Genomic DNA, 21,295 nt, shown 5'->3' with positions numbered 1-21,295 from the left:
TTCGGCCCTCGCGGCCGCGCTTTCGTCGGCCTCCGCCGCCCCCACGGCCGATCCGTCGCTACCGGAACTCCACGTCGATGTCGCCGCCGTCGTCGGCGAACACGCCCGCCACGCCGCTCCCGGCCGCGAACGCGACGCGCTCGGCGCCGATGCCGAGCCGCTCCGCGAGCCCGCGCTCCGGGGTGAACTCGCGGACCTCGGGCTCGGCCCCGATCAGGTCGGCGAGCCGGTCCTCGACGTCGTCCTCTGTGCCCAGCTCGTCGACCAGCCCGAGCTCGGCGGCGTCGTCCCCGAGGTACACCCGCGCCTCGGTCTCCCGGATCGCTTCGGGGTCCATGTCGCGGCCCTCGCTCACGGTCTCGACGAACTGCTCGTAGTAGCCGTCGATGATCCCCTGGAGGTACTCCCGTTCGTCCTCCTCGATCTCCTTCAGCGGGACGCCGGCGTCCTTGTACTCGCCGGCGGTGAACTGCTCGTAGGAGATGCCGAGCTTGTCGGCGAGCCCCTTCGCGTTCGGGCGGGAGCCGACGACGCCGATGGAGCCGACGAGGCTCGCCTCGCGCGCCCACAGCTCGTCGCAGCCGCTCGCGATCCAGTACCCGCCGGAGGCGCAGGTGTCGGTCGCGTACGCCACCGTCGGCCCGTCGAAGTCGGCGGCCGCCCGCCGGATGTCGTCGCTCGGCACGACCTCGCCGCCGGGCGTGTTGAGCTCGACGAGCAGCGCCTCGGCGTCGTCGTCCTCGTCGGCCGCCTCGATCTGCTCGACCACGTCGTCCGCGGTCGCACCGCCCGGGCCCGAAAGCGGCGACGGCCGCCCCTGGTTCCGGCGGATCGGCCCCGAGACCGTCACCTTCGCGACGTTGTACTCGTCCGCGTCACCGAATCGCCCGCCCGTGAGCCGCGCGAGGACCGCGCGGCCCGCGATCGTCGTCGCCGCGCCGACCGCGGCGGCCGCGAGCAACCCCTTCCGTCCGTTCGCCGGCGCGTCGTCCATACCGACGGTTGGCGGCGCTCCCGTTTATATGCTGTCGTGGGCGACGCCGGTCGCCGGGACCGGCCGCCCGCGCTCGCCGAGCGCGTCGCTGTCGACCGTGGAAAACCGCAGAAAACCGCGTCGGACCGCGTCTCGGCCGGCTTACAGGAGGCCGGTCTTCTGGAGCTTCATCAGGTCCTCGGTGTCGAGCGTCTCGCCCTCCTTGAACTTCTGATAGATCTCCTCGGCCTCTTCCTTCTCCTCCTCGCGCTTCTCGGCGCGCTCGTCCTGCCGCTCTTCCTCCTCCTTCTTGTCGAGCTCGCGCAGGCGCTTCTGGACGCGGACGAAGTCCTCGTGGTGGCGGTCGGCCGCCTCCTGGGCCTCGACGAACAGCTCGTGCATCTCGTCGGCCTCGTCGCGGATGTCGTCGGCCTCGCGGTAGGCCTCGATCATCTGGTTGTGGTGCTCTTGGGCCTTGTCGGCGAGCTCCGTCACCTTCTGGTGGTGCTGGGACGCCTCGGAGCGGACCTCCTCGGCCTCCTCGACGAGCTCGTCGAGCTCGCTCGTGTCGTCGACCTTCTCCTTCTTTTCGGCGAGCTTCTCGCGTTTGTCGTCGATCTTCTCGATGAGCTCGCGCTCGTCCTCCGCGTCGAGCACCTCCGTCTGCTGGCGGAACTCGAGGTCCTCGATCTCCTCTTCGAGCTCCTCGATGGACTTGCCGGAGCCGAGTTCGAGGTCCTGTTTGAGCTCCTCGACCTCGTCGAACAGCTCGTTGGCCTCGGCGTTGAGCTCGTTGCGCTTGTCCTTGTGCTCTTGGACCTGCTCGTTGAGCTCGTCGCGCTTCTCGCGGTGCTCCTGGGCCTCGTCGACCTTCTCGCGCGTCTTCGCGTTGAGGTCGTCGCGCTTGGAGGCGCGCTCGGACGCCATCTGGTTCAGCTCGTTGCGTCGGTCTCGCAGCTGGCCGGCGCGTTTGATGAGCTGACCCTTGGAGCCGTTCTCCAGGTCGTCCTCAGAAAGGTCCACGTTGTCCGCCTCGTCCATCGCTTCCACGTCGTACTGCTCGATGACTTCTTCTTTCGTTACCATTTGTTATCTCTCCATCACCGCTCCGGCGATAGCGGACGCTCGCTGTGGTGCGTCGGGCCGTCTACAAGAACTCCCGTTCATTTCAGCGTGCGATTCCACCAGCGCCAGAGGCGTTCTGGTACCCGCAACTACCCCCGGGCGATACATAAATACTTCGGTGGTTTTCGTGCGTACCGGTGCCACGACGCGTGTACCCCCCGATTTCCGTGGTTACCGTTCACACGACTCGCCGTCCCCTCCCACCGCGTACGAGAGGACGACCCCGTCGTCGAACCGCTCCGTGCCCGTCAGCGTCAGGTCGGGGAACCCCTCGGTGAAGCCCGCGCCGTCCGCGAGGGTGGGCGCGTCGCGGCCGCCGATGACGAGCGAGCCGACGTAGACGTGGAGCTCGTCGACGACGCCGGCCTCGAAACACGAGAAGATCACCTCGCCGCCGCCCTCCACCATCAGGCGGTCGACCCCGCGCTCGGCGAGCCGATCGACCCCCTCGGCGACGTCGACGCGCTCCTCGCCGGCCACGATCACCTCGGCGCCCGCGTCGGCGAGCGCCTCGCGGCGTTCCCGGTCGGTCGCGGCCGAGACGAGCAGGTACGTCGCGGCCGCGTCGTCTAAGATCCGGGCGTCGGTCGGCGTCCGCCCCGTCGAGTCGATCACGACGCGGGCGGGGTCGCCGGGCCGCCCGTTCCGCAGGCGCTCGACGCGGCGGTCTTCCTCATCGAGCGTGAGGTGCGGGTCGTCCGCGAGGACGGTCCCGACCCCCACGAGCACCGCGTCCGCGGCCGCCCTGACGCGGTCGACCCGGTCGAAGTCCTCGGGGCCGGAGATGCGGAGCTGCTCCCGGCGGCGAGTGGCGAGCTTCCCGTCGACGCTCTGGGCCGCGTTGACGACCACGTGCATACGCGACGGTCGACCGGACGCGGAATGGTCGTTTCGGTCGGGGAGGTCGGCGCGACCGTCGACCGCGGCGGTCGCTCCGACCCAAAGCGTATCCGGCGCCGGACCGAAGGAGCGCGTCATGAGAACCTCGACGATCGTGGTCCTGATCGGCGTCGCCCTGTTCCTCCTCCCGATCCCGGGCACGTTCATCCTCGGCGCGCTGGTCGTGCTCGCCGGGCTCGCCGCCCGCCTGTTCGGGCTCTGACCCGATACGATTTCCCCGGCGGGGACCGTCCGACCGGCCGTGTCCGACCCGACCGCGCACCACGTCGGCGTCACCGTCGCCGACCTCGACCGTGCCGTCGAGTTCTACGCCGAGACGTTCGACCTCGACGTCGTCGCCGAGTTCGCCGTCGGCGGCGACGCCTTCGCCGAGGCGGTCGCCGTCGAGGGCGCCGCCGCCGCGTTCGCGCACCTCGACGCCGGGGACGCGATCGTCGAACTCGTCGAATACGACCCGGCCGAGGAGTCGGGTCTGGGGAACGCCCCCGACCTGAATCGCCCCGGAGCGACTCACCTCGGGCTCGCGGTCGACGACGTCGAGGCGTTTCACGCGGGGCTCGCCGACGACGTCGAGACGCTGAGCCCGCCGCGGACGACGGAGAGCGGGACGACCGTCCTGTTCGTCCGGGACCCGGAGGGGAACCTGATCGAGGTGCTCGACGCCTGACGGGGCTCGCTCGCGCGAGCCGTGTGTTGCCTATCCCGACATCGACTCGCGGAGCACGAGCAGCGACATCGGGACGCTCGCGGCCACGAGCCCGTAGACGCCGCCGAGGATGGGCTCAACGCCGAACTCGGGCGCGAGGAGGTAGCCGGCGGCGAACCCGATCGGGTCGCAGACGACCGCGACGGCGATCAGCTGTGCGGAAAACGACATGGCTTCGAACCGCGCCAGGAGGGCCATACCCCGTCGTCGCACGTCAGTCAAATAAAACTTCGAGAACGGTCGCCGTCCGCGGGGCGCCGCGGCCTCACTTCACCTTCGTGCCGGGCGCGGCGTCCTCGTAGGTGGTGAGGAGGTCGGCGTCCTCGCCGGCGGCCAGCACCATGCCGTTGGACTCGACGCCGAACAGCTCCGCCTTCTCCATGTTCGCGAGCACGATCACCTTCGTGTCCGGCAGCTCGTCGACCTCGTGGAGCTGTTTGAGCCCCGCGACGATCGTCCGGGTCTCCGCGCCGAGGTCGACGGTGAGCTCAACGAGGTCGTCGGCCCCCTCGATCCCCTCGGCCGCCTCGATGCGGCCGACGCGGATGTCCAGCTCCTGGAACTGTTCGAAGCCGATGCGGTCGTCGCTGATGGGTTCGATGTCGCTCATGTCGGTGTCGTCGGTGGTCTCGGTCTCGTCGCCCTCGTCGTCAGCGCCGCTCTCGTCGTCAGCGTCGTCGCTCTCCGCCTCGGCGACGCGCGCTTCGAGCTTCTCGTTCAGGTCCTCGACGCGCTCGTCTTCCACCTGCTCGAACAGCTCGGTCGGCTCGCTCAGGTCGCCGGCGGGGCCCTCGCGGGCGGCCTCGACGGTCGCCTCGTGGACGGAGCCGGGCTCGCCGAGCTGGGCCCAGAGCCGCTCGCTCTTCTCGGGCGCCAGCGGCTCGAAGAGCACGGCGATCGCCTTCGCGAGCGCGACGCAGTCGTAGATGACGCGCTCGGCCTCGGCAGGCTCCTCGTCGACGAGCTTCCAGGGCTCGTTGCGCTGGATGTACTCGTTGCCGTACCGCGCGAGGCCGGTGACGGCGTCGCCGAGCGCGCGGACGGAGTAGTCGTTGACCGCGGCCGCGAACTCGTCGACGGCCTCGTCGATCCGCGCCGCCACGTCGTCGCTCGGCGCGTCGGCGTCGGGGCCGTCCTCGTAGTTGCGGTGGGCGAAGAGGAGCGAGCGGTAGAGGAAGTTGCCGACCGTGCCCACCAGCTCGGTGTTGACGCGCTCGGCGAACTTCTCCCACGAGAAGTCCACGTCCTGCTGGAACCCGCCGTTGGTCGCGAGGTAGTAGCGCAGCGGGTCGGGGTGGAACCCCTCGTCTAAGTACTCGTCGGCCCAGACGGCGCGGTCGCGGCTCGTGGAGAACCCCTTGCCGTCGAGGGTGACGAACCCGCTCGCCATCACCGCGCGCGGCTCCGCGTGGTCGGTCGCCTCTAACATTGCGGGCCAGAAGATCGTGTGGTGTTGGATGATGTCGCGGCCGATCACGTGGACGATCTCGCCGCCCTCCGGGTGCTCGTCGCTCGCGCCCTCCTTCCAGGCGGCCTCCCAGTCGAAGGCGTCGGCGCCGACGCGCTCGGAGTACTGCTTCGTCGAGGCGATGTACTCGATCGGGGCGTCGACCCAGACGTACAAGACGAGGTCCTGCGGATTCTCGTCGGGCAGGTCGATCCCCCAGTCCATGTCGCGGGTGATACACCAGTCCTGGAGCCCCTGCTCGATCCACTCGCGGGGCTGGTTCCGGGCGTTCGAGGTGCCTTCGAGGCGGTCGAGGAAGCCGGAGAGGTAGTCGGCGAACTCCGAGACCGCGAAGAACTGGTGGGTTCGCTCGCGGTACTCCGCGGGGTTGCCGGTGATCGTCGACTCGGGGTCCTCGACCTCCCCCGGTTCGAGGTGGCGCTGGCACCCCTCGTCGCACTCGTCGCCGCGGGCGTGGGCGCCGCAGTACGGGCACGTCCCCTCGACGTAGCGGTCCGGGAGGTACTGGTCGTCGACGGGGTCGTACGCGACCATGATCTCCTTCTCGTAGAGGTGGCCCGCCTCGTCGAGGTCGCGGACGAGGTCCTGGGTCAACTCCGTGTTCGTCTCGTCGTGGGTGTGGCCGTAGTTGTCGAACTCGACGTTGAACTTCGGGAACGTCTCGGCGTAGCGCTCGTGCCAGTCGAGCGCGAACTCCTCGGGCGAGACGCCCTCCTGTTCGGCGTTGACCGCGACGGGCGTGCCGTGCATGTCCGAGCCGGAGACGAACGCGGTCTCCTGGCCGAGTCGGTCGAGCGCGCGGCTGTACACGTCGCCGCCGACGTAGGTGCGGAGGTGGCCGATGTGGAGGTCGCCGTTCGCGTACGGCAGTCCACAGGTCACCACCGCGGGCCGGTCGGTGGGGTAATCGTCGTGGCTCATGTGGTGCGTGTGTGTCGTGTGTCGGTCGATCGGGTCTAAAGCCCGCTGGTTCGAGGCCGGCGACCGCGGGGAGACCGGCGCTCGCGCGGTCGTCGGTGTCGGCGCCGGCGAGGCAGTCGAGGGTCCGGGCGCTGCGGGAAGGCGACGGGATTCGCCGCCGCGTCGCCGCCGACCGCGTTACGGGCCGGCGGCGACGCGGCGGGTCCGCCCGCCGCTAGAAGGAGCGCATCCGCATCCCGAACCGTCGACGCCGTGTCACGCCTCACGCTTCGGGCGGTTCCGTCTAAAAAGCGTCGCCCGGGGTCGGCGGCGCCCTCGGCCGGGGTCTTCAGGGCTCCATCGCCTGCTCGGCGCGCCCCGTGAGCCGCTCCGGATCGAGCCGGTAGTACTCGAACGTCACCTCGCTCGTCGGCTCGCCGAAGGCGTCGACGATGGGGATCTCCGCCGTCCGCTCGAGGCCGGCGAGCGACTCGGTCGCGCTGGCGTCGTCGCTGGTCGACACCAGTCGGCCGCTCGCCACCACGCTCTTCCACCGCTCGTCGTCCCGCCCGTAGACGACGAACGTGACGCCGCGGTCGGCGGCGTTCGCCTTTCCGCTGTCCGCTCCGACGGCGAGCCGGAAGTAGAACGTCCCCTCGACCGGATCGTACCCGTACGACACCGGGACCGAGTGCGGCGGCCCGTCGCCGTCCGTCGACAGCGAGAGGACGCCGGTCCCCGACCGCCCGAGGAACTCGTCGCGCTCGTCGTCCGTCATCCGAACCGCGTCCGCGTCTGTCATACGGGACCTACGCCCTGTATGTTAATGAATACCTCTCATGTATCGCGCGGCGTGCGGACCGTCGCGGGCCACGGCGACCGCCCCACCTACAGGATGTCGCGGACGATCGCGGCCGCCTCGGACGCCGTCGGAGCGAGCACGTACGCGATCGGCTCGATGCCGACCGCGCCGGTCTGGTACAGGACGAGCGTTCCCCCGTCCCCGTCCGTCGGGGAGCCGGCGGTCGCGACCGCGTCCGCGACCGCCTCGCGCGTCGGGCGTTCGGCGTCGAACTCGACGGTCGGGTGCGACTCGGCGAGCGCCTCGACGGTGTCGGGGTCGTACCGGACGTTCACCGCGCCGCGGGCGGTCGCCCCGCCCTCGCGGGCGGCGAGCAACACCGTCGCGACGTGTTCGCTCACGCCGAACTCGGGCTCGCCGGGGACCATCGCCCGCCCCTTCACGTCGACGAGTCGGCCGGGGACCGCCGCCACGTCGTCGATCGCTCGGGCGTCGCCGAGACACTCCGCCACGTTCGCCCCGACGTTCGGGATGAGCCCGGCGAAGCCCGAGGCGTTCGTCAGGGTGCGGAGCCCGCGGCGGACCGAGGTGAGGACCCGCTCGCGCTCCCGGAGCCCGCTGTCGGGGTCGTGGACGGAGAACTCGACGTCGGCGTCGGCGAGCGCGGGCATCGCCGTCTCGTGGAGGTCGGCGAGCAGGTCCCCCTCCTCCAACTGCCGGATCAGCACCTCTATCTCCACGAGCGCGGCCACCGGCGTGAGGTCGCCGCTCGCGAGCCCCTCGCCGACCCGCTCGACGAGGTCGCGCACGCGCTCGTCGGCGACGATCCGCTCGTGTCTCGCCACGTCGCCGGCGGCGTACTTCGACACGGCCGACTGCGAGATGCCGAGCGCCGACGCGACCTCGGACTGCGTGAACCCGCGGTCGCGGAGGTCCTCCGCGAGCATCGATCGGACGGTCGGCAGGAACTCGTCGACGACGACCTCCTCGATGAACCTCATTCGCGATCACCGCCCGACGGCGTCGCCCCTCCGCCACCCTCGCGTCGGTCGCCCGCCTCGCCCGCGAACTCGGGATCGTCGCCGATCCGCGACGCCTGCGGCCCGTCCTGTCCCTGGTACTTCGAGCCCCGCTCGGCGCCGTACGGTCGCTCCGCGGGCCGTTTCAGCTCCGTGAAGGTGAGCTGCGACACGCGCATGCCCGGCGAGAGCGCCACGGGCGCGGTGCCGAGGTTCGAGAGTTCGAGCGTGATCTGCCCCTCGTAGCCGGGGTCGCACAGCCCCGCGGTCGCGTGGACGACGATCGCGAGCCGGCCGAGCGACGAGCGGCCCTCGACGTGGGCGACGAGGTCGTCCGGGATCGCGACGCGCTCGGCTGTCGTCCCGAGGACGAAGTCACCGGGGTGGAGGATGAACTCGTCGCCCTCGTCGACGGTCGTCTCGGTGACGTACTCGCTCACCTCGCCCGCGTCGGTCGGGTGGATACAGGGGATGTTGGTGCGCTGGAACTCCAGGAACCGCTCGCCGAGCCGCAGGTCCACGCTCGCGGGCTGGACCTGCTGGTCGACGTCGTCGAGCGGCTCGATCGCGAGGTCGCCCTCGGCGAGCCGGTCGAGGATGTCGGCGTCGGACAGGATCATACCGGGAGGGGGAGCGCCGGCGGATTAAAAACTCCCGAAACCGCGGTCGCGGGCGGTCCGACCGGCGTCCCCGACCGATCGATCCGGCGTGACTCAGACCGCTGCCAGCGCCAGCGCGCTCGCGGCGAAGAACGTCGCCACGCCCGCCGCGGCGCCGCGACCGAGGTCGTGCCGAGATTCCAGCCCGGCGACGACGATGACCCACTGGATAGCGATCGCGACCGCCGAGGCGACCAGCAGCGGGCCCGTCAGACCCGTGACCGCCGCGACGAGGTCCGTCGTGAGCGCCTCGAACGACGACCCTGCGGGGTCCGCGTTCGAGAGCGTGTACCAGATCCCGACGATCCCGGCCCCGAGCCGGAGCAGTTCCGCGCCGACCGCCCAGCCGGCGATCACGAACGAGTCGCCGGCGGAGCCGGAGCCGCCCGCGACGAGCGCCCCGACGTGGAGCGCGAGCGCGAACACGACCCACCAGAGGGGGACGCCCAACAGGCCGTAGTGGATGAACCCGGTCGCGGCGTCGCGCAGTTCCTCCCCCGCGTCGACCTCGATCCGTTCCGGTTCGTCGCACTCCTCGGCGAACATCGACCCCGGCTCGTCGCCGAACGTCTCGCAGGTCGACTCCGACGGCCGGTCGGGGTTGTCGACGGTGATCCGCTGGTCGACCGTCGCGTCGAAGACGCCGCCGAGCGCGACGATTCCGAGGCTGGTACCGATCGTCGCCACGACCAGCATCGCGACCGCGACGGTCCCGGCGTGAGGGGAGTCGAACCCGTCGCGGACGCGGTCGAGCACGCTGCCGGGCAGGCTCGCGAGGGCGGCGAACGGGGAGGGCATCGTCGGGTGGTCCCCGCCGACGGACAAGTGCTTTTCCGCTCACAGCTCCGGGGCCGTGCCCGGCCGCCCGCGTCACTCCCGGTCGAGTTCGGTCTCCCGCTCGACCTCCTCTGTGTCGGCGTCGTCCGCCTCCGCCGCCTCGTTCGCGGCGGCCTTACGGGCGCGGTCGGCCGCCAGCTCGCGGTCGATGTCGTCCTCGACGTACCCCATCGACTCGACGGTGACGACGTTGCCGCCGCCCGGGTCGACCACCATCACCTCCTCGCCCTCGTCGATCGTTCCCTCCATCGACCGGGCGGAGTAGTGGGGGTTGAAGCCGCCGCCGGCGAGCTTCACCTCGCCGCCCGTGGGGGTCACTCGCTCCGTGACCGTCCCCGTCTTCCCCTTCAGCGAGTCGCTGTCGCTGGTCTGTTGCTGCCCTTTCCCGCCGTAGAGGTCGAACTCGTGGTAGCCGTAGAAGGCGGCGGCGCCGAACGCGAGCGTCAGCAGCGCCATGAGCAGCGTGAGGAGCGCGCCGGCGACGCCGAACGACGCCAGGAGCAGGCCGCCGAGCCCCGCGCCGATGAGCGCGATGCCGACGACGATGAAGTTCGCCCCCGGCGCGAGCGCCTCCGCCATCGAGAGCAGCAGCCCCGCGGTCAGGAGTAGGAGCGGGAGGGTGTCCGGGGAGAGGAGCCCGGACTGTGCGAGCGCGTTCATAATCGGTCCTACGGCCGCGGCCTGATAAGTGGTGGTACGCGCGACCGCGGCGCCGTCGGTCGGCGGCGTCCTCTGCGGTCCGGGTCGTCGACCGCGCGCGTTTAGAAGCCGACCAGCAGGGTCCCGACGGTGAGCGCGACGCCGAGGACGACGAAGACCGCGTGTTCGAGGTCCACGTCGCCCGGCTCTATCGGCTCGTCCGCCGGGGTGGCGGTGTCCTCGGTGACGCCGTTCGGCCCCACGTCGTCGACCGAGAAGCGCCACTCGCCGCCGCCGTCCGGCTCCTCATCGCCGGCATCGTTGGCCCGGCTGCGGTCGCCGAACTCCGTCGACTCCGCGGCGTCGGACACGCGCTCGTCGCGGGCGTCGTCGCCGGATTCGTCGCTCATGATCGGGCCTACGCGACTCCGTAATAAATGGCTGGCGGGCGCAAGCGGCGCGGGGCCGGGGCGGTCACGCGATGGCGGCGCGTCGGGTGACGCTGCGTCGGCGGGATCGGGCGCGGCCTACCGCTCGCGGGCCGCCCGGAGGACGTCGCCGTCGTAGACGACGCCGCGCTCGCCGTCGAGGGTCACGGTCGTTCCGTCCGCGACCGAGTCGGGGAGGCCGGCGCCGGAGACCATCGGGACGCCGAGTTCGCGGGCGACGACGGCGGGGTAGCCGGTCATCCCCTCGCGGGCGTCGATGATGCCGGCGATCCGGTCGAGGTCGCCGGAGAACTCCCCGTCGAAGCCGGCGTCGAGCGCGACGACGGAGCCCGCCGGCAGCGCGTCGAGGTCGCCGTCAGCGGTCCGGTGGACCGGGGCGGCGACGCGGCCGGCGACGACCGCCTTCCCCGTCACGAGCGTCTCGGCGGCGACGTGGACCTTCAGCGTGTTCGTCGTGTTCGTCCCCTCGAACTCGGTGAGCATGCCGGAGAGGACCACGAGGGTGTCGCCGGACGCGGCCCCCCCGCGGTCGAGCGCGGCGTCGACCGCGTTGTCGAGAATCGCCTCCATGTCCTTGGCGTACCCGGTCAGCACGGGGCGGACGCCCCACGAGAGCGCGAGCTGGCGGCGGACGCGGTCGTCCGGCGTCGTGGCGACGACCGGGACGCCCGGCCGGAACATGGCGGTCTTGCGCGCGGTGAAGCCGGACTCGGAGACGGCGACGACCGTCGACGCGCCGATGTCGCGCGCGAGGTAGCGCGCCGAGCGCGCCAGCGCCTCCGTGCGGGAGCCCTCCTCCGCGGTCGGGACGCGCTGCTCGCGCGTCTCCGCGTACTCGTCGCTGGCCTCGACCTCCCGGACGATCCGGTCCATCGTCTCGACGACGTTGACGGGGTCGTCGCCGACCGCGGTCTCGCCCGAGAGCATGACCGCGTCGGTGCCGTCGAGGACGGCGTTGGCCACGTCGGAGGCCTCGGCGCGGGTCGGGCGCCGCGAGGAGACCATCGAGTCGAGCATCTCCGTCGCCGTGATGACGGGGACGCCCTCGTTGACGCAGGTCCGGATGATCCGCTTTTGGATCACGGGCACGTCCTCCAGCGGGCACTCGACCCCGAGGTCGCCGCGGGCGACCATCACGCCGTCGGCGGCGTCGACGATCCCCTCCAAGTTCTCGACGGCGCCGGCGCGCTCGATCTTCGCGACGATCGGGATGTCGCCGCCGCCGCGGGCCTCAAGTTCGTCGGCGATCCGGTAGACGTCGTCGGCGTCGCGCACGAACGAGGCCGCGACGAAGTCGGCGTCGGTGCGCGCGGCGAGGTCGAGTTCGGCCTCGTCCTCCGGCGTGATCAGGTCCACGTCGATGGCGACGCCCGGAAGGTTCACGCCCTTCCGGGAGCCGAGCTTCCCGCCGGAGACGACCGTGGCGACCACGGACTCGCCGTCGACGCGCTCGACGCGGCACTCGATCCGGCCGTCGTCGAGGAGGATCGTGTCGCCCGGCCCGGCGGCCCCGATCGAGTGGGTGAGGCCGACGCGCTCGGGCGTCGCGTCGTCGGCTTCGAGGAAGGTGACCTCCGAGTCGGTCGCGAGTTCGATCGGCTCGTCGATCTCGGCCGTGCGGACCTCCGGGCCCTTCAGGTCGACCATCACCGCGAGCGGGTCGTCGATCTCGTCGTCGACGGCGCGGGCGCGCTCGATCACCGTCTCCCGGTGGTCGGTGGTCCCGTGGCTGGCGTTGAGTCGGACGACGGACATCCCCGCGTCGGCGAGGCCGCGGATCGTGTCCCGGTCGTCCGAGGCGGGACCGATCGTACAGACGATCTTGGCGTTTCGCATACCGCCGGGTTCGACGTAGCGCCGGAAAAAGGCACCCGGTTGAGTCGCTCCCGAGTGAACGTTCGTGACGGACGGGCGCGCCGCGGGTTCAGTCCGGTGCCCGGCGTGGATGAGTCGCAGTCCGAACTGCGGCGGCGCGTGCCTGCGAGCGGCCGGAGCGAAGCGGAGGCCGCGAGACAAGCACCGCAACGAGGGAGCGGAGCGACCGAGTGCGGAGCGCAGCGAGCGCACCGAGCCCTCTCGGCTGGGACTCTGGTGATGTTCGTGTCGGTGGTGCCGACAGCATTTATACGTACAACTCCGTGTCGACCGCAACGCATTTCACAACCAAGTAATACTACCAAGTTGTATGAACGGATTCGACGGCTTCAGCGACGTGAGCGAGACGGACGTGACGAAGGCCATCGGTACCGAGTGGACCGACGGGTTCCTCGATTTCACCGACTCCGAGGTGATCGTCCTCGGCGGCGGCCCGTCGGGGCTGATGGCCGCGAAGGAGCTGGCCGAGCGCGGCGTGAAGGTGATGATCGTCGAGAAGAACAACTACCTCGGCGGCGGCTTCTGGCTCGGCGGGTTCCTGATGAACACCGTCACGGTCCGGGACCCCGCCCAGGAGATCCTCGGCGACCTCGACGTGGACTACGAGCCGGTCGCGGACGTGGACGGGCTCTACACCGCCGCGGGCCCGGAGGCCTGCTCCGGGCTGATCAAGGCCGCCTGCGACGCCGGCGCGCGCGTCCAGAACATGACCGAGTTCACCGACCTCGTCGTCCGCGACGACCACCGGGTCGGCGGCATCGTGATGAACTGGACGCCGGTCCACGCGCTCCCCCGGGAGATCACCTGCGTCGACCCCATCGCGGTGGAGTCCGACCTCGTCATCGACGCGACCGGCCACGACGCCGTCGCGATCAGCAAGCTCGACGAGCGCGGCGTCCTCTCGGCGCCCGGCATCGAGCACGCGAAAGAGCACAACACCGGGATGGACCAGACGGGCGACGACCAGTACGGCGCCCCTGGCCACGACTCGCCCGGCCACGACTCGATGTGGGTCGGCGAGAGCGAGGACGCCGTCGTCGAGCACACCGGCGTCGTCCACGACGGCCTGATCGCCTCCGGGATGGCGGTCGCCACCGCGCACGGCCTCCCGCGGATGGGTCCGACGTTCGGCGCGATGCTCGTCTCCGGGAAGCGCGCCGCGCAGGCCGCCCTCGACGAGCTGGAGGTCGACGCGCCCGAAGTCACGCTGTCGACCGGCGGCGCGCCCGCGCCCGCCGACGACTGATACATCGCCGCTGACGCTCCGGGAACGCACCCCTCCAAATCCTCAGGCGTCTACTCGTGAATTGCCCGTAGGGATCCGTAGCGAACACCGCCAACGCCCCGGCCGGGAGGGCTCGGTGCGCTCGCTGCGCTCCGCACTCGGTCGCTCCGCTCCCTCGTTGCGGTGCTTGCGTCGCGCGCCGTCGCCCTCCCGGCTGCCCCTTTGAGTCCCGCCCCGCGCCGCACGGCACAGCAGCCTCACACCTCCCCAGCCTCGCCGTTCGTTCCGGGCTCCCTGCGGTCGCCCGTCACTCACGGCGTCCCTCGCGCGTGCTGCCTCGCGGCCTCCGCTTCGCTCCGGCCGCTCGCAGGCACGCGCCGCCGCGCTCGCTCACCCGTCTTTCGTCGTCGCCGTCGGCGGCTCCGACCGCCGCAACTCGCAGCCTTTTTACCTGCGCTGGCGGTAGGAGTGGCTACTATGGCTGAGGACAAGGCTCGAAGCACCGGCAGCGCGGGCCGATTCGGCGCCCGTTACGGCCGGGTCTCCCGCAAGCGGGTCCAGGACATCGAAGAGGAGATGCGCAACGCGACCGTCGACGGCGACGACGTGAAGCGCGTGGGTACCGGCATCTGGGTCAACGAGGAGACCGGCGAGACGTTCACGGGCGGCGCGTACCGCCCCGACACGCCCGGCGGTCGCACCGTCCGCCGCTCCATCCGCGCCGCGCTCGCCGACGAGGAGTAGGACGATGAGCTACAAGTGCTCCCGCTGTAAGCGCGACGTCACCCTCGACGAGTACGGCGGCGTGCGCTGCCCGTACTGCGGCCACCGCGTCCTCCTGAAGGAGCGCGGCGGCGGCATCAAGGAAGTCGACGTCGAGTAACGCCGTCTCTCCCTCCACGGACCGTGACGCGCACACACGAGACGGTCCTCTCGTTCACCTACCCCTCCGAGCGGCGCGCACGCGTCGTGGCCGACGCGCTCGGTCCCGAGGTCGGCGAGATCGACGACGCCCGCTCGGCCGCGACCGTCGACCGCGAGGGCGACGCGGTCCGCGTCCGCGTCCTCGCCGACGACCTCGTGGCGCTGCGCGCCGGCGTCAACAGCTGGTCCCGGGTCGTCGCGGTCGCCGAGCGCGTCGGCGGGCTCGACGCCTAAACCGACGCGAGCGTTTCCGAGACCCGTCGTATTGCCGACTTGTCGGGGCGGGAGAGATGTAGTGGGTTTTTCCGTCCGGGCCGCCTCGGTCCGCCCATGCAAGGGAACATGCCGCCCGAGGCACAGGAGAAGATCGAGGAGCTACAGGACCTTCAGGAGACCGCACAGCAGGTCGCCGAGCAGAAGGAGCAGGCCCAGTCCGCGCTCAACGAGTCCAAGACCGCCCTCGACGCCCTCGAAGACGTCGACGAGGACGCGGGGATGTACCGCGAGATCGGCGAGGTCCTCGTCGAGACGGACTACGAGTCCGCCTACGACGACCTCGAGGACAAGGTCGACTCGCTCGAAGTCCGCGTCGAGCAGCTCGAAAAGCAGGAGGAGCGCGTCGAGGAGCAGTTCGACGACCTCCAGAGCGAGCTCCAGCAGATGCTCCAGGGCGGCGCGGGCGGCGGCGGCCCGATGGGACCGGGCGGTCCGGGCGCCGGCGGCGCGTAAGGCCGTGCCCGACGACGCCGACGCCGCCGCGGAGCCGAGCGACGACGAGGTCGTTCGTACCGCTGCCGAGGCGGCCGAGGGGATCGTGTTCAAACACTACGACCAGTCGACGGTCACCGACCTCGACGTCACCGTCACGTTCGAGGCGGGCGTCCTCGACGTCGACGTCTACCTCAACGCCCCGGAGGACGCCGGGCCGGACCCGGACGCGGTCGCGCAGGAGGCGGTCGAGACCGCGGGCGAGGCCGTCGACGAGCTGTTCGAGGCGTAGGCGCCGGCCGTCTTTTCCGACCGATGTGCCCCCGAGACGACGAGCGGCGCGACCGCGTCCGGCGCCCGCGTATCGGATACTGTTAACGTCTCGCACGTCGTGGTTCGGGCCGACATGTACGACGCGATACTGTGTCCGACCGACGGGAGCGCCGGGAGCGCCGCCGCGACCGAGCAGGCCTGCGGCCTCGCCGCCCTGACGGGCGCTCGGGTCCACGCGCTGTTCGTCGTCGACGAGGGCATCGCCGGCGCCGACGAGTGGGACGTGGTCGTCGAGCGCGAGGAGGCGCGCGGCGAGCGCGTGCTCGACGCGGTCGCCGAGGCGGCCGCGACGCGCGACGTCGAGTGCGAACGCCGCCTCCGCCGCGGCCGCCCGCACGAGGAGATCCTCGACGCGGCGGCGGACTACGGCGTCGACCTGATCGTGATGGGCACGCACGGCCGCACCGGGATCGGGCGCTTCATCGCGGCGGGGTCGGTCGCCGAGCGGGTCGTGCGATACAGCGAACTCCCGGTGTTGACGGCGCGCGTCAGCGAATAGCCCGCGGCGCACGTCGACGAATCGCTCGCGGTCTACGCCGACTCGCAGATCGCGACGAAGTTCTCGAAGACCTCCTCGCCGCGCTCCGTGTGCGCGACCTCGGGGTGCCACTGGACGCCGTACAGGTTCGCGTCCGCGTCGGCCATCGCCTCGATGCCGCAGACGTCGGAGGTGGCGGTGCGGGAGAACCCGTCCGGCAGCTCGGTCACCTCGTCGGCGTGGGAGGCCCAGACGCGCGTCTCGGGGGCCAGCGAGCCGACGAGCGGGTCCTCGTCGTCGGTTATCTCGACGTCGACGTCGGCGTAGCCGCCGTAGTCGCCCTCGCCGACCGCGCCGTCGAGCTCCGCGGCGATCAGCTGCATCCCCAGGCAGATCCCGAGAACGGGGAGGTCGCGGTCGAGGTAGTCGGGCGCGTTGCCGACGCGGTCCATGTCCGGGCCGCCCGAGAGGACGACCCCGTCCGCCTCGACCTCGTCGGCCGGCGTCTCCGCCGAGATTATCTCGGTGTCGACGCCGAGGTCGCGGAGCGCCCGGCGTTCGAGGTGGGTGAACTGGCCGTGGAGGTCGATGACGACGATCCGAGTCATGGCGTCGATTGACGGCTGTCGCACAAAAACGGCTCGGAACGGAACACAGTCCCGTGGTGGTTTCGACCCTGCGAACCCCGAAGTGATCCACGAATACGGATCGATCAGAGGTCGAGCGGGCCGCGCTTCGTGAACTCCCGCAGGAGCGCGGTCGCGTACGACCCGCTCGGGAGCGCGAAGGCGAACCGCGGGTCGCCGCCCTCGAACGTCACGTCGAGGTCCGTGCGTAGGAGGACCGCGCGCCGCGTCCCGTTCGAGTCGAACTCGCCGGGGAGCGCGAAGTCGCCCGGCTCGACGCCGGCGTCCGCGAGGACCTCGCGCTCTATCTCGCCCGGTTCGCCGTCGCCGAGCGCCGTCTCGGTGCCGACGAGCGGCGCGGTGACGAAGGCCCGCCCGCGCTCGCAGTGCCGCGAGACCACGTCGACCCGGTCGGCGTCGACGCGCTGGAGGCGGTCGGCGTCCGGCGCGTACAGCCCCTCGGGCGCGTCGCCGTCGGCGAAACAGACCACGTCGCCGGCGACGGGGCGGGCGAACGGGAGCCCGCGGCGCAGCCGCTCGCTCACGATCCGGTTGAAGAGGAACGACTGTGCGGCGTTGACGAACAGCCGCTGGAGGTTCGAGGGCACCGCCTCCAGCGCGTGCCACCAGTCCTCGTCGTCCGGCGGCGCGTCGGGGCCGACGCCGCGGTCGGCGAGCCGGTGGACCATCGAGCGCTCGAACCGGAGCTTGCCGGGGATCGCGTCGAGGCAGGCGGCCCAGTCGCCGTCGCCCGTGCCGTCGGCGGCGGGCCCGCCGTCGGGTCCGGAGTCGCCGCTCACGCCGAACGCCGCGTCGACTCGGTCGCGCGCGGCCCGGGTGTCGTCGGGCTCCGCCGCGGCGGGGTTCCCGGCGTACAGCCGGACCGCCTCCCGGGGGTCGTTCCGCGCGATCGCCAGCCCGACGACGTGAGTGACGGGGCGCCGGCTGCCGAACCGCTGCTGGCCGAAGTAGTTCGGGACGCCGACGGTCGCCTCGATCGACCCGTCCCCGCCGGGGCCGCTGCTCCCGTCCGCGTCCGTCCCGTCCGCGTCTACTCCGTTGACGTCGCCCGCGAACGCCCGGAGGTCCCGCACCGCCTCGGCGACGCGCTCGGGGGCGCCGTCGACCGCGTCCGCGACGCGGATCTCGAAGGCGTTGCCCGCGAGGTCGCCGAACGAGAGGCTCCGGCCCGCCCGGCCGAGCGGCTCTATCTCGGCGCCGCGGATCTCCGGGAGGTCGTCGGCGTCGGCGCCGCGGACGGTGAACAGCTGCGTCGTGACGGCGCGCTTGTCCTTCGTCCCCGCCCACGAGACGCGCTCGCGGCTGACGCCGAGCGCGTCCGAGAGCCGGCGCGCGAAGTCGTTGGTGTCCCAGTCGCGGAGCGTCGCCCGGACGACGAGGTCGGGGTAGCTGCCGGGGTCGGCGTCGAGCGGCTCCGCGTCGAACGCCTCCAGCTCCCGGACCCGGAAGTCCTCGGGCGACTCGCGCAGCCGCCCGCCGATCCCGTCGGCGCGGCTGGCGTAGTACTCGATACCGACCGCGCGCTCCGTCGGGTGCGCCTCGCGGAGGGAATCGCCGTCGGCCATTCAGAACAGCGGGAGGTCGCCGGTCACGCGGTCGACGCTGTCGTCGCGGGCGGGGCCGACCGCGAGCGCGGTGACGGTCCCCGGTTCGAGCTGGGTGTGGCCGGCGTCCCGGACGACGGCGTACGGAAGCCCCTCCTTGTCGGCCTTGTCGGCCAGTTCGAAGAGCTGGCTCTCGGAGCTCCCCTTCAGCACGACCTTCTTCTGCCCCTCGCCCTGCCACTTCTTCCGCGCCCGGTCGCTCGCGTCCTGGTACGCCGACAGCGACGCGTGCGCGACCTGCGCGGCGAGCTTCCCCTCGCCCATGCCGACGTCCGTCCGGGCGACGATGGCCTGTTTCATACCGTCACCACCGCCGCCGCGGGTTTAGCGCTTTTCTCTCCGACGCCGGGCCGCGGCGCTCGTCGACGGTGAAAATAGCGGGGGACCGACCGCGACCGATCAGTCGTCGGCGGGCGCCGCGCCGCCGCGGGAGGCCGCGCCGAGACCGGCGGCCATGTCGGCGACGGTCCGCTCGTTGTCGACGACCCAGCGCAGCAGGAGGAACGCGAAGAGGTACTTCGCGATGATGTCCATCCCGCTGTACGCCCACGAGGTGATCGCCACGTCGAGCACGGCGAACCCCTCGGCGCCGAGGGCCCAGAAGATGGGGTAGCCGAGCCAGAGGACGACGGTGAGCACCTTCAGCGTGTTGAAGATGTCGGCGGTGCCGGCGACCTCGGCGTCCTTCGCCCACTCCGCGAGCAGGATGTAGAGGACGACGACGAAGAACGCGCAGCTGATGCCGTACCAGACCCAGCGCAGCAGGAGCGAGGACGTGGTCAGCGCGGCGGCCAGCCCGGTGACGCACATCCCGACGTCGGCCACCACGGCGGTGAACAGCTTGCTCAGGTTCGAGCCGGCGAGCAGGCCGAGCGCGACGAGGATCATCGGCGTCGAGAACGCCCACGTGAGGTACCGACCCCACGGAGTGAACACCCCGCCCTCGGGGCCGGCGCCCGCGCCGGCCAGCGCGTGGCCGGCCGGCATCTCGAGGAAGCTGACGGTGAGTCCGGAGACGAGCCCCGTGTAGCTGGAGATGGACACCAGCGGTACCATCAGCGTGGCGACGAAGATCAGTTGGGCGCGCGGGTCCTCCACGTTCCGTCCCATGTAGACGAACAGGAGGATCGACAGCCCCGCGAGGGCGATGTTGATCCAGAGCGACGAGGCCAGGAGGGTGTTGCTCTGAATGAACTGGAATACCTCGGTCTGCGTCATTTCGAGCGGAACGGTACTCTGCGCCAGGAGGTCGGCCGCTGCTGTTTCTATCATGCGACGTTCTATTACACGTGGCGTGTTTATTAAATGTACTAACCTGACTGGTAAGGTTTTTCTGACAGTCTCCCGCCTCTCCCCGTATTTTTTGATATATTACCGTTCCAGAACGCGTATTTGGACGCGCGTTTCGACTCTTTCCGTGCTCAACGTCCGACCAGCGGCAGCCGGTCGAGCGGGCCGCCGGCGACGTCCGCCTCGACCGCGGCCGCGCAGTGTTCCCCGCCGAGCAGGCACATCGGCACGCCGATCCCCGGATTGCTGCTCCCGCCGACGTAGTAGAGGCGGTCGGTCCCGCGGACGCGCGGTCCGGGGCGGAGCGGTCCGGTCTGTCGCATCGTGTGCGCGAGCCCGAGCGCGCTCCCGCCGGGCTGGTCGAACCGCGCCGCGAACTCCGAGACGCACGCCGACTCCTCGGCGACGATCCGGTCGCGGAGGTCGACGCCGGTCCGCGAGTCCACCGCGTCGAGGACGCGCTCCCTGAGCGCCGCCCGCCGGTCCGGCGTGTCGTCGAGCCCGGGCGCGAGCGGCACGAGCGTCACGACCGCCTCGTGGCCGTCGGGGGCGACCGAGGGGTCCGTCCGCGACGGGACGTTCACGTACACGACCGGCTCCGTCTCGCCGGTCGGCCACGCGGGGTCGTCGAAGATGGCCGCGAAGTGCGGGTCCCAGTCCGTCGGGAGCGCGAGCGTGTGGTGCGCCAGCTCCGGTAGCTCGCCCTCGACGCCGAGGTACAGCAGGTGCGCCGAGGGGCCGTACGTCCGCCGCTCCCAGTAGTCGCCGAGCCGCGAGACGGTGCCCTCGGGGAGCAGCTCGCGCTCCACGTGGGCGGGCGGCGCGTTACAGACCACGCGGTCGTGGACGTAGCGGTCGCCGCCGAGCTCGACCTCGACGCCGCCGTCGACCGGTTCGAGGCCCGTCACCTCGACGCCGGTGTGAACGTCGGCGCCGGCGTCGCGGGCGACCGCCGCGACGGCCTCGACCACCTCGTACATCCCGCCCATCGGGTAGTAGACGCCGAGCCCGTAGTCGACGTGGCTCATCAGCTGGTACAGCGCCGGCGTGTTGTGGGGCGACCCCCCGAGGAAGACGAGCGTGTACTCCAGCAGCTGCCTGAGCTTCGGATGGTCGACGTACGACCGCACCCGTTCGTCGAGGCTGGAGAGCAGGTCGAGTTCGCGGCCGCCCGCGAGCACGTCGAGCGAGAGGTAGTCGCGGAACCGCGACCGCCCGGGGAGGACGAACCGCTCCATCCCGGCGTCGTACGCCCGCTCGGCGTCGTCGAGGTACCGCTCAAACGCCTCGCCGGCGCCCTGCTCGTAGGACTCAAAGAGGTCTGCGGCGGCGGCCGGGTCGGCGGGCACGTCGGCGCGGTCGCCGTCGTCCCAGAACACCCGGTAGTGCGGGTCGAGCCGACGCAGGTCGTAGAACTCGTCGGGCGACCGGCCGAAGTCCTCGAAGAACCGCTCGAACAGGTCCGGGAGCAGGTACCACGAGGGGCCGGTGTCGAACCGGAACCCGTCCAGCTCCAACCGACCGGCGACTCCCCCGACGCGCTCTGCGCGCTCGTACAGCGTCACCTCCGCGCCTCCGGCCGCGAGGTAGGCGGCGGCGGAGAGCCCGCCGACGCCGCCGCCGACCACTCCCACCGAGGCTCCGCGCAGCGGCTCGTCGCTCATGGGGTCGGTAGGGGCTCGCGCCCTGAGTGTGATTGCCAACTCTCGACGGCTCTTTATTCGGCGCTCCGAC

General features: G+C 71.3%; 26 protein-coding genes. 9 read left to right on the top strand and 17 right to left on the bottom strand.

The window, feature by feature from the left end:
• Positions 1 to 58: 58 nt before the first annotated feature.
• The 3 genes from sppA to AMR74_RS08885 all read right to left on the bottom strand — a co-directional run bounded on the left by sppA (position 59) and on the right by AMR74_RS08885 (position 2,956).
• Positions 59 to 994 (bottom strand): signal peptide peptidase SppA, encoded by a 936-nt coding sequence (gene sppA / locus AMR74_RS08895; protein WP_053771713.1) that lies wholly within the window; start codon positions 992 to 994, stop codon positions 59 to 61.
• 141 nt (positions 995 to 1,135) lie between these two features.
• A complete protein-coding gene (locus AMR74_RS08890) occupies positions 1,136 to 2,059 on the bottom strand; it encodes a coiled-coil protein (RefSeq protein ID WP_053771712.1) in 924 nt (307 codons plus the stop codon).
• 210 nt (positions 2,060 to 2,269) lie between these two features.
• Positions 2,270 to 2,956: a 2,5-diamino-6-(ribosylamino)-4(3H)-pyrimidinone 5'-phosphate reductase gene (locus tag AMR74_RS08885; protein ID WP_053771966.1), complete on the bottom strand. Its 687-nt coding sequence runs from the start codon at positions 2,954 to 2,956 to the stop codon at positions 2,270 to 2,272.
• A gap of 118 nt (positions 2,957 to 3,074) precedes the next feature.
• Between AMR74_RS08885 and AMR74_RS19395 the strand changes: the two genes are divergently transcribed.
• Both AMR74_RS19395 and AMR74_RS08880 read left to right on the top strand, forming a co-directional pair.
• A complete protein-coding gene (locus AMR74_RS19395) occupies positions 3,075 to 3,200 on the top strand; it encodes a transporter (protein ID WP_197702923.1) in 126 nt (41 codons plus the stop codon).
• 39 nt (positions 3,201 to 3,239) lie between these two features.
• The gene (locus AMR74_RS08880) at positions 3,240 to 3,665 is read left to right on the top strand and encodes a VOC family protein (RefSeq protein ID WP_053771711.1); all 426 of its coding nucleotides are present in this window, start codon (positions 3,240 to 3,242) and stop codon (positions 3,663 to 3,665) included.
• Between the two features lie 30 nt (positions 3,666 to 3,695).
• On the opposite strand, the gene AMR74_RS08875 is transcribed toward AMR74_RS08880, so the two are convergent.
• The 9 genes from AMR74_RS08875 to pyk all read right to left on the bottom strand — a co-directional run bounded on the left by AMR74_RS08875 (position 3,696) and on the right by pyk (position 12,313).
• Positions 3,696 to 3,902: a hypothetical protein gene (locus tag AMR74_RS08875; RefSeq protein WP_053771710.1), complete on the bottom strand. Its 207-nt coding sequence runs from the start codon at positions 3,900 to 3,902 to the stop codon at positions 3,696 to 3,698.
• 67 nt (positions 3,903 to 3,969) lie between these two features.
• The gene (gene metG, locus AMR74_RS08870; protein WP_053771709.1) at positions 3,970 to 6,093 is read right to left on the bottom strand and encodes a methionine--tRNA ligase; all 2,124 of its coding nucleotides are present in this window, start codon (positions 6,091 to 6,093) and stop codon (positions 3,970 to 3,972) included.
• Positions 6,094 to 6,421: 328 nt separating this feature from the next.
• Positions 6,422 to 6,874 carry a pyridoxamine 5'-phosphate oxidase family protein gene (locus tag AMR74_RS08865; RefSeq protein ID WP_053771708.1) on the bottom strand — a complete coding sequence of 151 codons (453 nt, stop codon included), beginning with the start codon at positions 6,872 to 6,874 and terminating at the stop codon, positions 6,422 to 6,424.
• Between the two features lie 86 nt (positions 6,875 to 6,960).
• The gene (locus tag AMR74_RS08860; protein ID WP_053771707.1) at positions 6,961 to 7,875 is read right to left on the bottom strand and encodes a thiamine-phosphate synthase family protein; all 915 of its coding nucleotides are present in this window, start codon (positions 7,873 to 7,875) and stop codon (positions 6,961 to 6,963) included.
• Positions 7,872 to 8,513, bottom strand: coding sequence for a dCTP deaminase (dcd, locus tag AMR74_RS08855; protein ID WP_053771706.1), 642 nt, complete (start codon positions 8,511 to 8,513; stop codon positions 7,872 to 7,874). The genes AMR74_RS08860 and dcd overlap by 4 nt, the downstream gene beginning before the upstream one ends.
• 93 nt (positions 8,514 to 8,606) lie before the next feature.
• Positions 8,607 to 9,350: a YIP1 family protein gene (locus AMR74_RS08850; RefSeq protein WP_053771705.1), complete on the bottom strand. Its 744-nt coding sequence runs from the start codon at positions 9,348 to 9,350 to the stop codon at positions 8,607 to 8,609.
• 72 nt (positions 9,351 to 9,422) lie between these two features.
• Positions 9,423 to 10,049: an NfeD family protein gene (locus tag AMR74_RS08845; RefSeq protein ID WP_053771704.1), complete on the bottom strand. Its 627-nt coding sequence runs from the start codon at positions 10,047 to 10,049 to the stop codon at positions 9,423 to 9,425.
• A gap of 101 nt (positions 10,050 to 10,150) precedes the next feature.
• Positions 10,151 to 10,438, bottom strand: coding sequence for a DUF7312 domain-containing protein (locus AMR74_RS08840; protein WP_053771703.1), 288 nt, complete (start codon positions 10,436 to 10,438; stop codon positions 10,151 to 10,153).
• A gap of 117 nt (positions 10,439 to 10,555) precedes the next feature.
• Complete coding sequence (gene pyk / locus AMR74_RS08835; RefSeq protein WP_053771702.1) at positions 10,556 to 12,313, bottom strand: pyruvate kinase; 1,758 nt, start codon at positions 12,311 to 12,313, stop codon at positions 10,556 to 10,558.
• A gap of 349 nt (positions 12,314 to 12,662) precedes the next feature.
• On the opposite strand from pyk, the gene AMR74_RS08830 reads away from it, so the two are divergent.
• From AMR74_RS08830 to AMR74_RS08800, 7 genes are all read left to right on the top strand, one after another.
• Entirely contained in the window at positions 12,663 to 13,598 is a 936-nt protein-coding gene (locus AMR74_RS08830; protein WP_053771701.1) for a sulfide-dependent adenosine diphosphate thiazole synthase, read from the top strand.
• A gap of 456 nt (positions 13,599 to 14,054) precedes the next feature.
• Positions 14,055 to 14,321 carry a 50S ribosomal protein L37 gene (locus AMR74_RS08825; RefSeq protein WP_053771700.1) on the top strand — a complete coding sequence of 89 codons (267 nt, stop codon included), beginning with the start codon at positions 14,055 to 14,057 and terminating at the stop codon, positions 14,319 to 14,321.
• A 4-nt stretch (positions 14,322 to 14,325) separates the two neighbouring features.
• Entirely contained in the window at positions 14,326 to 14,460 is a 135-nt protein-coding gene (locus AMR74_RS08820; protein WP_006114270.1) for a DNA-directed RNA polymerase subunit P, read from the top strand.
• Between the two features lie 23 nt (positions 14,461 to 14,483).
• The gene (locus tag AMR74_RS08815) at positions 14,484 to 14,735 is read left to right on the top strand and encodes a KEOPS complex subunit Pcc1 (protein ID WP_053771699.1); all 252 of its coding nucleotides are present in this window, start codon (positions 14,484 to 14,486) and stop codon (positions 14,733 to 14,735) included.
• Between the two features lie 108 nt (positions 14,736 to 14,843).
• Positions 14,844 to 15,230, top strand: a complete 387-nt coding sequence (locus AMR74_RS08810) for a prefoldin subunit beta (RefSeq protein WP_053771965.1) — start codon at positions 14,844 to 14,846, stop codon at positions 15,228 to 15,230.
• Positions 15,231 to 15,234: 4 nt separating this feature from the next.
• Complete coding sequence (locus AMR74_RS08805) at positions 15,235 to 15,501, top strand: DUF3194 domain-containing protein (protein WP_053771698.1); 267 nt, start codon at positions 15,235 to 15,237, stop codon at positions 15,499 to 15,501.
• A gap of 114 nt (positions 15,502 to 15,615) precedes the next feature.
• Positions 15,616 to 16,041, top strand: coding sequence for a universal stress protein (locus tag AMR74_RS08800; protein WP_053771697.1), 426 nt, complete (start codon positions 15,616 to 15,618; stop codon positions 16,039 to 16,041).
• A 32-nt stretch (positions 16,042 to 16,073) separates the two neighbouring features.
• Here AMR74_RS08800 and AMR74_RS08795 read toward each other — a convergent pair whose 3' ends face one another.
• The 5 genes from AMR74_RS08795 to AMR74_RS08775 form a co-directional block, all read right to left on the bottom strand.
• Complete coding sequence (locus tag AMR74_RS08795; protein ID WP_053771696.1) at positions 16,074 to 16,628, bottom strand: GMP synthase subunit A; 555 nt, start codon at positions 16,626 to 16,628, stop codon at positions 16,074 to 16,076.
• A 104-nt stretch (positions 16,629 to 16,732) separates the two neighbouring features.
• Complete coding sequence (gene truD / locus AMR74_RS08790; RefSeq protein ID WP_053771695.1) at positions 16,733 to 18,232, bottom strand: tRNA pseudouridine(13) synthase TruD; 1,500 nt, start codon at positions 18,230 to 18,232, stop codon at positions 16,733 to 16,735.
• Complete coding sequence (gene pth2 / locus AMR74_RS08785) at positions 18,233 to 18,571, bottom strand: peptidyl-tRNA hydrolase Pth2 (RefSeq protein ID WP_053771694.1); 339 nt, start codon at positions 18,569 to 18,571, stop codon at positions 18,233 to 18,235.
• Positions 18,572 to 18,670: 99 nt separating this feature from the next.
• Positions 18,671 to 19,489, bottom strand: coding sequence for a bacteriorhodopsin (locus AMR74_RS08780; RefSeq protein ID WP_053771964.1), 819 nt, complete (start codon positions 19,487 to 19,489; stop codon positions 18,671 to 18,673).
• A gap of 203 nt (positions 19,490 to 19,692) precedes the next feature.
• Positions 19,693 to 21,225 (bottom strand): phytoene desaturase family protein, encoded by a 1,533-nt coding sequence (locus AMR74_RS08775; RefSeq protein ID WP_053771693.1) that lies wholly within the window; start codon positions 21,223 to 21,225, stop codon positions 19,693 to 19,695.
• Between the last annotated feature and the right edge of the window lie 70 nt (positions 21,226 to 21,295).

This window comes from Halorubrum tropicale (assembly GCF_001280455.1).
GTDB classification, from domain to species: Archaea; Halobacteriota; Halobacteria; order Halobacteriales; family Haloferacaceae; genus Halorubrum; species Halorubrum tropicale.
This window is presented reverse-complemented; position numbering and strand designations above follow the sequence as displayed.